The sequence below is a fragment of the Pseudomonas sp. BW16M2 genome (genome assembly GCF_014268865.1).
GTDB classification, from domain to species: domain Bacteria; phylum Pseudomonadota; class Gammaproteobacteria; order Pseudomonadales; family Pseudomonadaceae; genus Aquipseudomonas; species Aquipseudomonas peradeniyensis.
Genome location: NZ_JABWRI010000020.1, coordinates 1 through 13187, shown reverse-complemented (window position 1 = coordinate 13187; position 13187 = coordinate 1). Strand labels below are relative to the sequence as shown.

Sequence of the window (13187 nt, the reverse complement as noted above, 5' to 3'; positions counted from 1 at the left end):
GCGATGACGATGCCGGCCGGTACTGGCAATGGCCGCACATCTGCTGTTAGGGTTTGCACCTGTATTTTTACTGGCGAATCTGGCGTGTAACGTGTGATATCCGTGGAAAAATCTGCACTTTTACAAAATTCGTTCGATTAACGGACATCCCCTCATGCACAACCCCCTCCCCGGCATCCCGCTGTTCCAGCTGTACGGCGAACATCACGCCTGGCCGGACACCGACCTGCTGCACTGCGAGTCGATCCCGGCGCGCAGCCGCCTGCACCATTGGGAGATCAAGCCGCACCGGCATGCCGAACTGTTCCAGCTTCTTTATGTGCAACGGGGCGAGGCCCAGGTGGAGATCGAGGGCGAGCGCCGGGTGATTCGCGAGGCGGCGATCCAGGTGGTGCCGCCGCTCACCGTGCATGGCTTTCGCTTCAGCGCCGACATCCAGGGGCATGTGCTGACCTTCGGCACGGCCCTGGTGGTCGACCTGGAACAGCGCCTCGGCGCGCCCTTGAGCGTACTGGCGGCCCCCCGCTGTTACCCGCTGGGCCAGGACCGTGCGCGCCTGCACGGGCTGATCGACACACTGCAGCAGGAGTACCAGGGCAGCGCGCAGGCGCGAGGCCCCATGCTGCAGGCGCTGGTCACCGCGCTGATGATCTGGATCCACCGCCAACAGCAGGCCTTGCCTGCGCGCAACCAGGACGAACGGGACCAGCAGCTGCTGGGACGTTACCTGCGCCTGGTCGAGGCGCATTACCGCGAGCACTTGGCCGTGGACGTGTTCGCCAGCCGGCTGGGCATCACCAGCCTGCAGTTGAACCAGCTGTGCCGTGCGCTGGCCGGACAATCGGCGTTGCAGGTGATCCACCAGCGCCTGCTGCTCGAGGCGCGGCGCAACCTGGCGTATACCCGCATGAGCATCGGCCAGTTGTCCGACAGCCTGGGGTTCAGCGACCCGACCTACTTTGCGCGGTTCTTCAAGCGGCTCGATGGCCAGACGCCCAAGGAATACCGCAGGTCGGTCAATGCCTGAACGGGCCTCATCGCGGGGCAAGCCCGCTCCCACGGGGATGGTACGTGGGAGCGGGCTTGCCCCGCGATGAGGCCCAGGCAAACACCACGGCTTGCTTGACGTATACGTCAACCTGGCATTAGGTTACTCGCATTCCCTCCCCCGAGCCCAAGCATGAGCAGCCAGACCTACAGCATCTCCGACCTCTCCCGTGAGCTGGACATCACCACCCGCGCCATCCGCTTCTACGAGGAACAGGGCCTGCTCAGCCCCGAGCGCCGTGGCCTGGAGCGCATCTACTCGGCACGCGACAAGGTCACCCTCAAGCTGATCCTACGCGGCAAGCGCATCGGCTTCTCGCTGGCCGAATGCCGCGAGCTGATCGAACTCTACGACCCCACCAGCGGCAACCAGAAGCAGCTCACCAGCATGCTGGCCAAGATCGCCGAACGCCGCGCCCAGCTCGAACAGCAGATGCTCGACATCCAGCAGATGCACCTGGAGCTGGACACCGCCCAGGAGCGCTGCGAGCAGGCCCTGGCCGCCACCCTGAACCCGTCGCACCCCCACCGTTGATCCGCCACAGGAAGCCCGCCATGTCATTGCCCAAGAATGTCCGCCTGGTCGAAGTCGGCCCGCGCGACGGCCTGCAGAACGAAGCCCAGCCCATCAGCGTCGCCGACAAGGTCCGGCTGGTGGATGACCTCACCGACGCCGGGCTCGGCTATATCGAAGTGGGCAGTTTCGTCTCGCCCAAGTGGGTGCCGCAGATGGCCGGTTCCGCCGAGGTGTTCGCCGGTATCCGCCAGCGCGAAGGGGTCACCTATGCGGCCCTGGCACCCAACCTGCGCGGTTTCGAGGATGCCCTGGCCGCCGGGGTGAAGGAAGTGGCGGTGTTCGCGGCAGCCTCGCAAGCTTTCTCGCAACGCAACATCAACTGCTCGATCAGTGACAGCCTCAAGCGCTTCGAGCCGATCATGGACGCCGCCCGCAGCCAGGGTGTGCGGGTGCGCGGCTATGTGTCCTGCGTGCTCGGCTGCCCCTACGAGGGGCGTATCAGCGCCGAGCAGGTCGCTCCGGTGGCACGTGCCCTGCACGACATGGGCTGCTACGAGGTGTCGTTGGGCGACACCATCGGTACCGGCACCGCCGGTGACACCCGCCGCCTGTTCGAGGTGGTCGCGGCCCAGGTACCCCGCGAGCAACTGGCCGGGCACTTCCACGACACCTATGGCCAGGCCCTGGCCAACGTCTATGCCGGCCTGCTCGAGGGCATCAGCGTGTTCGACAGCTCGGTGGCGGGCCTGGGCGGTTGCCCGTACGCCAAGGGTGCCACCGGTAACGTCGCCAGCGAGGACGTGGTGTACCTGATGCAGGGGCTGGGCATCGAGACCGGGATCGACCTGGACAAGCTGATCGCCGCCGGCCTGCGCATCAGCGAAGTGCTGGGGCGCGCCACCGGTTCGCGGGTAGCACGGGCACGTGGCGTGCGCTGAGTCATACGCGTGTCACACAGGTGTGGGCGGAGTGTTACCGCCTACACGCTTTGCAGAAAAAAATCGGGTAACAGGGAAACAAATCGACAGAATTTCACGTGCCAGCCTTCCCTCAAAAATCATCAAACCATTGATTTTAAAGGATTTTAAAAAGTTGGCACGCCACCTGCTATATCTTTTGGCATAACAAGAACAAAAAACGCGATACCCAATAAAAACAACAGTAAACGGCTCTGACATAACAAGAACAACACGGCAGAGGCGTAGCAAGCAGATTTTTTTGGAGTCGACGTGCTTTCCAGGGGTTCCGGCCCCGCAGCCTGACACAGAACAATAAAACTACCTCCAAGGTAGCGGCAGTCAAGGTTGGATCACGTTGGATGAACGCAGGTCAGCGCTCAAAAAAATACGTTTGCTCTTGGCCCCGGTTGGGGGCCCCGCAATGCAGAGACAACCGCCGACAAAAACAACAACAGGCCCGTCTCCAATAATAAGAAAAGAGCAGGCAACAACGCTTATGAGGGGAGCTTCGGCTCCCCTCAGTGCTTCCTGCCCTCCTCATCCTCCCCGCCCTTCTTCTCCCGCACCTCGCCCTCGACCTTGTCCACCAGCAGCGGCATGCTGGCCAGTACCAGCAACGCCAGCACTGTGCTGACCAACGCCGTGGCCTCGCGCCCCATGCCTGCGGCGGTGCCGATGGCGGCGGTCATCCACAGCCCGGCGGCCGTGGTCAGGCCCTTGACGTGGCTGGCGTCCTGGCCGTTGCCCTTGAGAATCGTGCCCGCCCCGAGAAAGCCGATGCCGGCGACGATACCCTGGATCACCCGGCTCAACGCCTGCTCGTCGGCGCCGGCCATGCTCGGTGCCAGCACGAACAACGCCGCCCCCATCGACACCAGCATGTGCGTGCGCACCCCGGCGGCCTTGCCCTTGCTTTCGCGCTCGAAGCCCAGCACCGCCCCCAGCAGGGCCGCCATCAGCAGGCGGATCAAGATACGCGCGACCTCGCGCTCGTCGGTGACATCGGCGAATTCGGTCTGCAAGGCCTCGAGCATGGCATGCCAGAATGCGTCCATCGGTTACCTCCCGGTGTCTTCTACAGAGGACCGCGGCACACGCACCACGTGCGTTGCGCTGCGCCAAACGGAACTGCGCACACGATAATAGAGGTGCGGTGGATAGCCGCAGGCATCTGCAACCAAGCCCTCAAGGCTGCGAAATTCGAGGCCTGAGCAAATCAACAAAGCATCTGATATGGTTTTTATCTCAATACCTGGGCCTGTGCTGAAAACAGATCGAGGGCCATAGTGCCCTGGCCTGATCGAGGCCTGATGAGCGATGAACCATGAGCGATAGAATCCCCTTCCGAGTCATCGAGATTGCCCCCGCCGCCAACAAGAGCAAAAGCCAGGTGGCCGATGGCATCCACACCCGCAGCTTCACCGGCTTCTACCGCAACCTGCGGATTGCCTTCGCCGGGTTGCTGTTCGTACTGTTCTTCGGCACCGCCTGGTTGCAGTGGGGCGACCGCCAGGCCGTGCTCTGGGACCTGGCCGAAAGCAAGTTCCACATCTTTGGCGCGACCTTCTGGCCGCAGGACTTCATCCTGCTGTCGGCGCTGCTGATCATCTGCGCGTTCGGCCTGTTCGCCATCACCGTGTTCGCCGGGCGCGTCTGGTGCGGCTACAGCTGCCCGCAGAGCACCTGGACCTGGCTGTTCATGTGGTGCGAGAAGATCACCGAAGGCGACCGCAACCAGCGCATCAAGCTGGCCGCCGCGCCCTGGGGCGTCGAGAAGATCGCCCGGCGCGGTCTCAAGCATGGCCTGTGGCTGGCCATCGGCCTGCTCACCGGCCTGACCTTCGTCGGCTACTTCACCCCGATCCGTCCACTGGCCGCCGAACTGTTCAGCTTCGAACTGGGCGGCGTTGCGCTGTTCTGGATCCTGTTCTTCACCGGCGCCACCTACCTCAACGCCGGCTGGCTGCGCGAGGCGGTGTGCATGCACATGTGCCCCTATGCGCGGTTCCAGAGCGTGATGTTCGACAAGGACACCCTGGCGGTGGCCTACGACCCCAGCCGCGGCGAAGCCCGTGGCCCGCGCAAGAAAGGCAGCGACCCGCGCAGCCAGGGCCTGGGCGACTGCATCGACTGCACCCTGTGCGTGCAGGTCTGCCCCACCGGCATCGATATCCGCGAGGGTCTGCAGATGGCCTGCATCGGCTGCGCCGCCTGCATCGACGCCTGCGACGGGGTGATGGACAAGATGGGCTATGCCCGCGGCCTGATCGGCTACAAGTCCGAGCACAACCTGCAAGGCGGCAAGACCCACTGGCTGCGCCCTCGCCTGCTGGGCTACGCCGCCGCGCTGACGGTGATGATCGGCGCCCTGGTGGTCGCCCTGCAGATGCGCCCGATGGTGTCGATGGATGTGATCAAGGACCGTGGCCTGTTCCGCGAGAACGCCCTGGGCCAGATCGAGAACATCTACCTGCTCAAGATCATCAACAAGACCCAGGAAGCGCAGCACTATCGCCTGCGCCTGGTGGATGCCGACGGCTTCGAGCTGCACGGGCGCACCGAGTTCACCATCGCCGCCGGCGAGATGGGTGAGCTGCCGGTGTCGGTGGCGATGCTCGCCGACCGCCCAAGCAGCAGTTCCCAGGAGCTGACGTTCGAGATCCAGGACAGCGACCAGCCGGGCATCCGCAGCACCGCGCACAGCCGTTTCGTCGCGCCGATGAATCGCTGATCCCCTACACTGACCACCACCTTGCCTGCCCAGACGATAATGAAACGCTACGAACGATTTGCCGACGACATTGCCGAACTGATCCGCTCCGGGGTGCTCGGCCCCGGCCAGCGGGTGCCTTCGGTACGCTACGCCAGCCAGACCCACGGGGTCAGCCCGTCCACGGTGTTCCAGGCCTACTACCTGCTGGAGCGGCGCGGCCTGATCCGCGCCCGACCGCGCTCGGGCTACTTCGTCAACGCCCATGCGCCGCGCCCGTTCAGCGAGCCGCAGCCCCAGGCGCCGGCCAGCGAATCCACCGATGTCGATGTCAGCGGCCTGGTGTTCTCGATCCTCGATTCGATCAAGGATCCGCACACCGTGCCGTTCGGCTCGGCCTTCCCCAGCCCGACCCTGTTCCCCCTGCAGCGCCTGTCACGCTCGCTGGCCAGTGCCAGCCGGGCCATGGACCCGCGCATGGTGGTCACCGACCTGTCGCCGGGCAACCCGCAACTGCGTCGGCAGATCGCCCTGCGCTACATGGTCGCCGGGCTGATGCTGCCGATGGAGGAACTGCTGATCACCAACGGGGCCCTGGAAGCACTGAACCTGTGCCTGCAAGCCGTGACCCAGCCCGGCGACCTGGTGGCCATCGAGGCACCGGCTTTCTACGCCTGCCTGCAGGTGCTCGAGCGCCTCAAACTCAAGGCGGTGGAGATCCCGGTGCACCCGCGCGAGGGCATGGACCTCGGCGTGCTGGCCCAGACTCTGGAGAAACACCCGGTCAAGGCCGTGTGGTGCATGACCAACTTCCAGAACCCGGTGGGCGCCAGCATGCCGGAGGCCAAGAAGCAGGAACTGGTCGAGCTGCTGCGCCGCCACCAGGTGCCGCTGATCGAGGACGACGTCTACGCCGAGCTGTACTATTCGCAGCAGGCACCGAAACCGGCCAAGGCCTTCGACACCGAAGGCCTGGTGATGCACTGCGGCTCGTTCGCCAAAAGCCTGGCCCCCGGCTACCGGATCGGCTGGGTGGCGGCCGGGCGCTTCGCGCAGAAGATCGAGCGACTCAAGCTGATGACCTCGCTGTGCGCCTCGATGCCGGCCCAGGCGGCGATCGCCGACTACCTGCAACACGGCGGCTATGATCGCCACCTGCGCAAGCTGCGCTACGCCCTCGAGGGCCAGCAGGCCAACATGCTGGCCGCCATCGCCCGCCACTTCCCGGCGCAGACCCGGGTCAGCCAACCCTCCGGGGGCTACTTCCTGTGGCTGGAGCTGCCCGAGCAGATGGACGCCCTGAAGCTGTTCCACATGGCGTTGGCCCAGGGCATCAGTATCGCGCCGGGACCGATCTTCTCGCCGACCCGGCGCTTCGGCAACTGTATCCGCCTGAACTACGGCAGCCCCTGGGGCGATGCCGCCGAGCAGGCCATGGAGACCCTGGGGCGGATCGTGCGGTCGTTCTAGCCGCCGACGGGCAGGCAGGCTACAGTTGGGCCACGCCCAACGCCGGACACCTGCATGCCCGAACGCGAAATCCAGGCATTGCGTCAACGCAATGCCGAACTCGAGTCCCGCCTCGCTCAACACCGTGAAATCGACGACAGCGTCTATCGCTTTCTGTTCGACACCATGGACGAGGGTTTCTGCGTCATCGAGTTCTTCGATGGCCCCCACGGACCGCTCAGTGACTACATCCATGTCGTTGCCAACGCTGCCTACGCTCGCCACGCAGGCATACCCAACGTAGTCGGGCAGAAACTGCGGGAAATGGTACCCGACGAGGCCGACGACTGGGTGGCCCGCTACGGCCAGGTATTGCGTACCGGCCAACCACTGCAGTTCGAACAAGAGCTGGTTGCCACCGGCCGGGTGCTGTCGGTCACCACTTTCCGCATCGAGCCCGCAGAGCGCAATCAGGTCGCCGTGCTGTTCCAGGACGTCACCGAACGACGCCGGGCCGAGACCGCGCTGCAACAACTCAACGACCACCTCGAGCAACGGGTCACCGCCGCCCTGGCCGAACGTAGCCTGTTCGCCGAACTGGTCGAACGCAGCGTCGCACGCGTGCAGGTGGTGGATACCTCGTTACGCTTTCTTGCGGTGAATGCCCGGGCGGTCAAGGACTTCGAGTTTCTGTTCGGGCGAACCGTCAAGGCCGGTGACAGCCTGGTCGACTGCCTGGCCGGCTTCCCCGAAGAGTGCGAGCGCTCGGTGATGTTCTGGCAGCGGGCACTGGCCGGTGAGAGCTTCATCGAAAGCATCGAGTACGGCCGTGGCAATCGCCTGCGCCATTTCGAACTGCGCTTCAACCCGCTACGCGACGCCAACGACAGGATTGTCGGCGCCTACCTGTTCGTCTACGACATCAGTCGGCAGGTCAGTGAGCAGCAGCGCCTGCTCGAAGCAGAGGAGGCTTTGCGCCAGGCGCAGAAGATGGAGGCCGTGGGCCAGCTCACCGGCGGCATCGCCCATGACTTCAACAACCTGCTGGGCAGCATCCTGGGCGCCCAGGAGTTGGTGCGCCAACGCCTGCAGCAGGCTCGCCCAGAGGATGTCCCGGCCTTGCTCGACACGGCCAGCGATTCGGCGCGCCGCGCAGCGGCACTGGTGCATCGGCTGTTGGCGTTCTCCCGACGCCAGACCCTGCTGCCACAGGCCACCGCAGTGGGCGCACTGATCCTCGACATGGAGGAACTGATCCGCCGCAGCGTCGGCCCCGCCATCGCGGTCGGCGTCACCTGCGCCCAGGAACTCTGGCCAACCTTCATCGATCCGCCGCAACTGGAAAGCGCCCTGCTCAACCTGTGCATCAATGCCCGCGACGCCTTGCCCAGCGGGGGACGAATCGAGATCCGCTGCGAAAACCAGTCGCTTGACGACACCAGTGCCGCCGCACTCGACCTCACGGCAGGTGATTACCTGCATCTGAGTGTCGAGGACGATGGCCGTGGCATGACGCAAGAAGTGATCGAACGGGCAATCGACCCGTTCTTCACCACCAAGCCACAGGGCCAGGGCACTGGACTGGGATTGTCGATGGCCTTCGGTTTCGTGCGCCAATCCGGCGGGCAGCTGCAAATCCGCTCGACATTGGGCGAAGGTACGCGAATCGAACTCTACCTGCCCCGGCACCTTGAAGCGCCGGCACCAGTGCGGGCCGAGCCCGCGCTCGCGCGATTGACACACCCTGAGCGTGCCCGGGTCCTGCTGGTGGAGGATCAGGCCGCACTGCGCCTGGTGATCGGCGAGGTACTTGACGAGCTCGGGCATGAGGTGCGAAGTGCCGAGAACGGCCCCGCCGCGCTGGCAATGCTCGAAGGCGGATTCGTACCAGACCTGCTGATCAGCGATATCGGTTTGCCCGGCGGCCTCAATGGCCGCCAGGTCGCGCAAGCAAGCCGCGCCCTGCATCCCGGCCTGCCGGTACTGTTCATCACCGGTTACGACGAAAGCGCGGCCCTGAGCGATGGGCAACTGCCACCACGCACCACCGTCCTGCGCAAGCCCTTCGAGCTCAACGCGATCGCCGACCTGGTGGCGCAGTTGCTCAGCGCCAGGTGATGAGCGTCAGCGCCCGCCGCTCAGGTCGATAAAGGTGCCAGTCGCATAGGACGCCTTGTCCGACAGCAACCACAGGATCGCCTCGGCCACTTCCTCGGGCTGGCCACCGCGCCCCATCGGCAAGCCCGGCTCGAGCTTGCTGACGCGGTCCGGATCGCCGCTCAGGGCATGGAAGCCGGTATGGATGTAGCCTGGCCGCACGCCATTGACCCGCACGCCCTCGCCGGCCACCTCCCTGGCCAGACCCACCGTGAAGGTGTCCAGAGCACCCTTGGAGGCGGCATAGTCGACGTATTCGTTGGGCGAACCCAGCCGCGCGGCCATCGACGACACGTTGACGATCGCCCCGCCCTGGCCGCCATGGCGGCGGGCCATGCGCAGCAAGGCGTGCTTGGCGCACAGGATCGGGCCGACCACATTGGTCTTCATCACCTTGAGCAGGCGGAACTCGGACATGTCCTCGACGCGACTCTGCTGACCGATGGTGCCGGCGTTGTTGACCAGCGCGGTGACTGGCCCGAGTTCCTGGTCGACGCAGCGGAACAGCCGCATCACCTCGTCCTCGACGCTGGCGTCGGCGCGCACGGCGATGGCCTCGGCACCCAGTGCACGAACCTGCGCCAGCATCGCCTCGGCGGCCTGGTCGTCAGCGTGGTAGTTGATGCAGATGCGGTAACCCTGTTGCGCCGCCAGCAATGCCGTGGCGGCGCCGATGCCCCGGCTGGCGCCGGTGATGACGATGACCTTGTCCATGAGTCTGCCAAGTAGCCAGGTAAAGGCCTACAAGATTAGGGGAAATGCCATCATTTGAAAACGGGGCAGGTACTGCATGGACAGGATCATTGCTTCAATGCCCCGCCGAAGCCGGCCCGGCCTTGGCGGTAAAGGGCGGCTTGGCCAGCCACACCAGCAGGATCAGCCCGGCGAACACCCAGGTGAGCAAGGTGAAATAGTCCACCGTCGACATCATGTACGCCTGGCTGTTGAGGATCTGCTCCAGCTTCGCGTAACCCTGCGGGCTGGCCCCGCCCAACTGCTCCAGGGTCTGCCGGGTGGCCGGATCGAAGTTGCTGATGTGCTCGCTCAGGTAGGCGTGGTGCTGGTCGGCACGACGAATCCAGATCCAGGTGGTCAGCGACGCGGCGAAACTGCCGCCCAGGGTGCGCAGGAAGGTGGCCAAGCCCGAACCGTCGGCGATCTGGTGCGGCGGCAGGTCCGACAGCAGGATGCCCAGGGTCGGCATGAAGAACAGCGCCACGCCGATGCCCATGAACAACTGCACCAGGGCGATGTGCAGGAAGTCCACCTCGTTGGTGAAGCCGGCACGCATGTAGCAACTGGTACCGATCGCCAGGAAGGCGATGCCGGCCAGCAAGCGCAGGTCGAAGCGATGGGCGTACTGGCCGATGAAGGGCGACATGAGCACCGGCAGCAGGCCGATCGTCGCCACCGCAAGGCCCGCCCAGGTAGCGGTATAGCCCATCTGGGTCTGTAGCCATTGCGGCAGGATCAGGTTGATGCCGAAGAACCCCGCGTAGCCACCCACCAGCACCAGGGTGCCGATGCGGAAATTGCGGTGCACGAACAATCGCAGGTTGACCACCGGATGGCGATCGGTGAGCTCCCAGATGACGAACACCGCCAGGAACACCACCGAGATCAAGGTGCCGATGACGATGAACGATGACTCGAACCAGTCCAGGTCATTGCCCTTGTCCAGCACCACCTGCAACGCGCCGACCCCGACGATCAGGGTCAGCAGGCCGATGTAGTCCATCGGCTGGCGGCTGGTGACCACTGGCCGCGTGCGCATCTGCTGGCGCACCACGGCGGCGGCGAACAGGCCGATCGGCACGTTGATGAAGAAGATCCATGGCCAGCTGTAGCTGTCGGTGATCCAGCCGCCGAGGATCGGCCCGGCAATCGGCGCCACCACCGTGACCATCGCCAGCAGCGCCAGGGCCATCCCCCGTTTCGCCGGCGGGTACACGGCGATCAGCAGGGTCTGGGTCATCGGGTACAGCGGGCCGGCCACCACGCCCTGGATCACGCGGAACAACACCAGCTCAGGCATCGACTGGGCAACGCCACACAGGAACGAGGCCAGCACGAACAGCAGCGTGGCCCAGATGAACAGCTTCACCTCGCCGAAGCGCCGGCTGAGCCAGCCGGTCAACGGCAAGGCGATGGCGTTGCTCACCGCGAACGAGGTGATCACCCAGGTGCCCTGCTCCGAACTCACGCCGAGATTGCCGGAAATGGTCGGCAACGCCACGTTGGCGATGGTGGTGTCGAGCACCTGCATGAAGGTCGCCAGCGACAGGCCGATGGTGGTCAGCAGCAGGCTTGGCGGGGTGAACTGCGCGGGGGCCTGCTGGCTCATCGCTGGGCCGTCTTGCCGGTGGCGCTGTTCTCGTGGATCAGCCGGGCGATCAGGTCGTCGGCCTCGACCAGTTGACGGTCATACACCTGGGTGGTGTAGCTGGCCTGCTGCGGTGGCTGCTGGGCCAGGGCCGGGCCGTTCTGGTCGTGCAGGTCGACCTCGGTGACCGTGGACAGGCCGATGCGCAGCGGGTGCTTCTTCAGTTGCTCGGGGTCAAGGTGGATGCGTACCGGTACGCGCTGGACAATCTTGATCCAGTTGCCGGTGGCGTTCTGCGCCGGCAACAGGGCGAAGGCACTGCCGGTGCCCGCGCCGAGGCTGTCGACGGTGCCGGTGTACCTGACTTCGCTGCCGTACAGGTCGGCGGTGATCTCGACCGGCTGGCCGATGCGCATGTCACGCAGCTGGGTTTCCTTGAAGTTGGCGTCGATCCACACCTCGTCCAGCGGGATCACCGCCATGGTTGTCGTGCCCGGCTGCAGGCGCTGGCCCAGTTGCACGGTGCGTTTGGCGACATAGCCGGTCACCGGCGCCACCAGCGTGGTGCGGGCATGGTCGAGGTAGGCCTGGCGCAGGTCTGCTGCGGCGGCCATCACTTCCGGATGCGAGGACACCACGGTGTCGTCGACCAGCGCGGTGCTGGTGTTGAGCTGTTGACGGGCGCTGTTGACGGCAGCCTGGGCCACGGTCAGGTCATCGCGGGAGTGGGCGACTTCCTCGGCGGCGATGGCGCCGCTGTCGGCCAGCACCTTGCGTCGGTTGTAGTCCTGCTGGGCCTTCTGCAGCTCAGCCTGGCGGGTCTGCAGTTGCGCCTTGAGCGAGTCGACATTGCTGTACAGCCCGCGCACCTGGCGCACGGTGCGCGCCAGCTTGGCCTCGGCCGACTGCAGGGCGACTTCGCTGTCGGCCGGGTCGAATTGCAGCAGCACCTGGCCAGCATGGACCAGGTCGCCGTCATCGGCGCCAATGCTGGTGACGGTGCCGGTCACCAGCGGGGTGATCTCCACGACGTTGCCGTTGACGTAGGCATCGTCGGTGCTTTCGTGCCAGCGCCCGACCAAGCTGTACCAGGCCCAGGTGCCTGCACCGGCGAGGATCAGTATCAGCAACAGGGCGAGCAGCCAGACCTTGCGCTTGCGTGTGTTGTCAGGCGCGGGGGCCGGGGTGGAGGTGTCAGCGGGAGTGGCCATGACAATACCTTGGAAGATGCGTGACAGGGTTCAACGATCGCCAAAGCGGCGGATCGTCAGGGGGTCGCCGGCGTTGATCAGGACCTTGGCGAGCAGTTGCTCGAGGGTCTTGAGTTCCTCGGGCTGCAATACGCCGACCAGTTCGTTCATCGCCGCCGCGCCGACCTGCGGCAGGCGGTCGGCCAGGCGCTGGCCATCGGCGGTCAGGGCCAGGCGCACCTGGCGGCGGTCGTCGGGGCAGCGATTGCGCAGGATCAGGCCCTTCTGCTCGAGGCGGTCGAGCATGCGGGTCATCGAGCCGCTGTCCAGGCCCAGGTAGCGGCACAGTTCGGCCGGGGTGTCGACCTGGTACTGGGTGACGATGATCAGCACCTTGAACTGGGCGGCGGTAACGCCGTCGGCTTCCAGGTGCCAGTCGAGGATGCGGTCCTTGAGGAGAGCGGCGCGGCCGAGCAGCATGCCTATGGCGCAGGTCTGGAAGGTTTCCGGGGTGTAGTGGGGCATTGGGGCTGCTCGTTGAATTGTGTGAAAATATTACTGCTTAGGCAGTGAATGTCAAAGCTTTGATTAGGGGGCTAAAGAAATTTTTTTGTTTGGGATTGGGATCGGATGTGATTGTTTTGAATTTTGTACTCATATTCTTTAAATATGTCGACATCTAGTCACCTTTTCGCCTTTACGGCGACCTACTTTTGCTCTTGGGCAAAAGTAGGCAAAAACCGCTGGCTCCATTCATACGGCCCCTGCGCTGCGCTCCGGGGTTCCCTCGCTCCGTTCTTGCTCCCGGGAGGACCGCGCTGAACGCCCCATCCTG

The 13187-nt window shown here is 64.9% G+C and carries 11 protein-coding genes; 6 read left to right on the top strand and 5 right to left on the bottom strand.

Going from position 1 to position 13187, the window contains the following annotated elements; translation table 11 throughout:
• The first annotated feature begins 154 nt into the window (after nucleotides 1-154).
• From HU735_RS17700 to HU735_RS17690, 3 genes are all read left to right on the top strand, one after another.
• Nucleotides 155-1027, top strand: coding sequence for a helix-turn-helix domain-containing protein (locus HU735_RS17700; RefSeq protein ID WP_186714562.1), 873 nt, complete (start codon nucleotides 155-157; stop codon nucleotides 1025-1027).
• Nucleotides 1028-1180: 153 nt separating this feature from the next.
• Nucleotides 1181-1582, top strand: a complete 402-nt coding sequence (locus tag HU735_RS17695; RefSeq protein WP_028692177.1) for a MerR family DNA-binding transcriptional regulator — start codon at nucleotides 1181-1183, stop codon at nucleotides 1580-1582.
• A 20-nt stretch (nucleotides 1583-1602) separates the two neighbouring features.
• The gene (locus HU735_RS17690; RefSeq protein ID WP_186714561.1) at nucleotides 1603-2502 is read left to right on the top strand and encodes a hydroxymethylglutaryl-CoA lyase; all 900 of its coding nucleotides are present in this window, start codon (nucleotides 1603-1605) and stop codon (nucleotides 2500-2502) included.
• Between the two features lie 539 nt (nucleotides 2503-3041).
• Here HU735_RS17690 and HU735_RS17685 read toward each other — a convergent pair.
• Nucleotides 3042-3578 carry an MgtC/SapB family protein gene (locus tag HU735_RS17685; RefSeq protein WP_238349842.1) on the bottom strand — a complete coding sequence of 179 codons (537 nt, stop codon included), beginning with the start codon at nucleotides 3576-3578 and terminating at the stop codon, nucleotides 3042-3044.
• A 269-nt stretch (nucleotides 3579-3847) separates the two neighbouring features.
• Between HU735_RS17685 and ccoG the strand changes: the two genes are divergently transcribed.
• Genes ccoG through HU735_RS17670 form a run of 3 tightly spaced genes read left to right on the top strand, consistent with a single transcriptional unit; the run spans nucleotide 3848 to nucleotide 8800 of the window.
• Nucleotides 3848-5254 (top strand): cytochrome c oxidase accessory protein CcoG, encoded by a 1407-nt coding sequence (ccoG, locus tag HU735_RS17680; protein ID WP_186714560.1) that lies wholly within the window; start codon nucleotides 3848-3850, stop codon nucleotides 5252-5254.
• Nucleotides 5255-5293: 39 nt separating this feature from the next.
• Nucleotides 5294-6703, top strand: coding sequence for a GntR family transcriptional regulator MpaR (gene mapR / locus HU735_RS17675; RefSeq protein ID WP_186714559.1), 1410 nt, complete (start codon nucleotides 5294-5296; stop codon nucleotides 6701-6703).
• A gap of 54 nt (nucleotides 6704-6757) precedes the next feature.
• Nucleotides 6758-8800, top strand: a complete 2043-nt coding sequence (locus tag HU735_RS17670) for a PAS domain-containing protein (protein WP_186714558.1) — start codon at nucleotides 6758-6760, stop codon at nucleotides 8798-8800.
• A 6-nt stretch (nucleotides 8801-8806) separates the two neighbouring features.
• Here the strand turns inward: HU735_RS17670 and HU735_RS17665 are convergent, their stop codons facing one another.
• The 4 genes from HU735_RS17665 to HU735_RS17650 form a co-directional block, all read right to left on the bottom strand.
• Nucleotides 8807-9553, bottom strand: a complete 747-nt coding sequence (locus tag HU735_RS17665) for an SDR family oxidoreductase (protein WP_186714557.1) — start codon at nucleotides 9551-9553, stop codon at nucleotides 8807-8809.
• A gap of 94 nt (nucleotides 9554-9647) precedes the next feature.
• Nucleotides 9648-11183, bottom strand: a complete 1536-nt coding sequence (locus HU735_RS17660; RefSeq protein WP_186714556.1) for a DHA2 family efflux MFS transporter permease subunit — start codon at nucleotides 11181-11183, stop codon at nucleotides 9648-9650.
• Nucleotides 11180-12373, bottom strand: a complete 1194-nt coding sequence (locus HU735_RS17655) for an HlyD family efflux transporter periplasmic adaptor subunit (protein ID WP_186714555.1) — start codon at nucleotides 12371-12373, stop codon at nucleotides 11180-11182. The genes HU735_RS17660 and HU735_RS17655 overlap by 4 nt, the downstream gene beginning before the upstream one ends.
• Before the next feature lie 30 nt (nucleotides 12374-12403).
• Complete coding sequence (locus HU735_RS17650; RefSeq protein WP_186714554.1) at nucleotides 12404-12877, bottom strand: MarR family transcriptional regulator; 474 nt, start codon at nucleotides 12875-12877, stop codon at nucleotides 12404-12406.
• Nucleotides 12878-13187 lie beyond the last annotated feature (310 nt).

Coding starts and splice junctions, on each gene's coding strand:
- HU735_RS17690 (WP_186714561.1), top strand. CDS start 1,603: ATGTCATTGCCCAAGAATGTCCGCCTGGTCGAAGTCGGCCCGCGCGAC.
- HU735_RS17685 (WP_238349842.1), bottom strand. CDS start 3,578: ATGGACGCATTCTGGCATGCCATGCTCGAGGCCTTGCAGACCGAATTC.
- HU735_RS17700 (WP_186714562.1), top strand. CDS start 155: ATGCACAACCCCCTCCCCGGCATCCCGCTGTTCCAGCTGTACGGCGAA.
- mapR (WP_186714559.1), top strand. CDS start 5,294: ATGAAACGCTACGAACGATTTGCCGACGACATTGCCGAACTGATCCGC.
- HU735_RS17660 (WP_186714556.1), bottom strand. CDS start 11,183: ATGAGCCAGCAGGCCCCCGCGCAGTTCACCCCGCCAAGCCTGCTGCTG.
- HU735_RS17650 (WP_186714554.1), bottom strand. CDS start 12,877: ATGCCCCACTACACCCCGGAAACCTTCCAGACCTGCGCCATAGGCATG.
- HU735_RS17670 (WP_186714558.1), top strand. CDS start 6,758: ATGCCCGAACGCGAAATCCAGGCATTGCGTCAACGCAATGCCGAACTC.
- ccoG (WP_186714560.1), top strand. CDS start 3,848: ATGAGCGATAGAATCCCCTTCCGAGTCATCGAGATTGCCCCCGCCGCC.
- HU735_RS17695 (WP_028692177.1), top strand. CDS start 1,181: ATGAGCAGCCAGACCTACAGCATCTCCGACCTCTCCCGTGAGCTGGAC.
- HU735_RS17665 (WP_186714557.1), bottom strand. CDS start 9,553: ATGGACAAGGTCATCGTCATCACCGGCGCCAGCCGGGGCATCGGCGCC.
- HU735_RS17655 (WP_186714555.1), bottom strand. CDS start 12,373: ATGGCCACTCCCGCTGACACCTCCACCCCGGCCCCCGCGCCTGACAAC.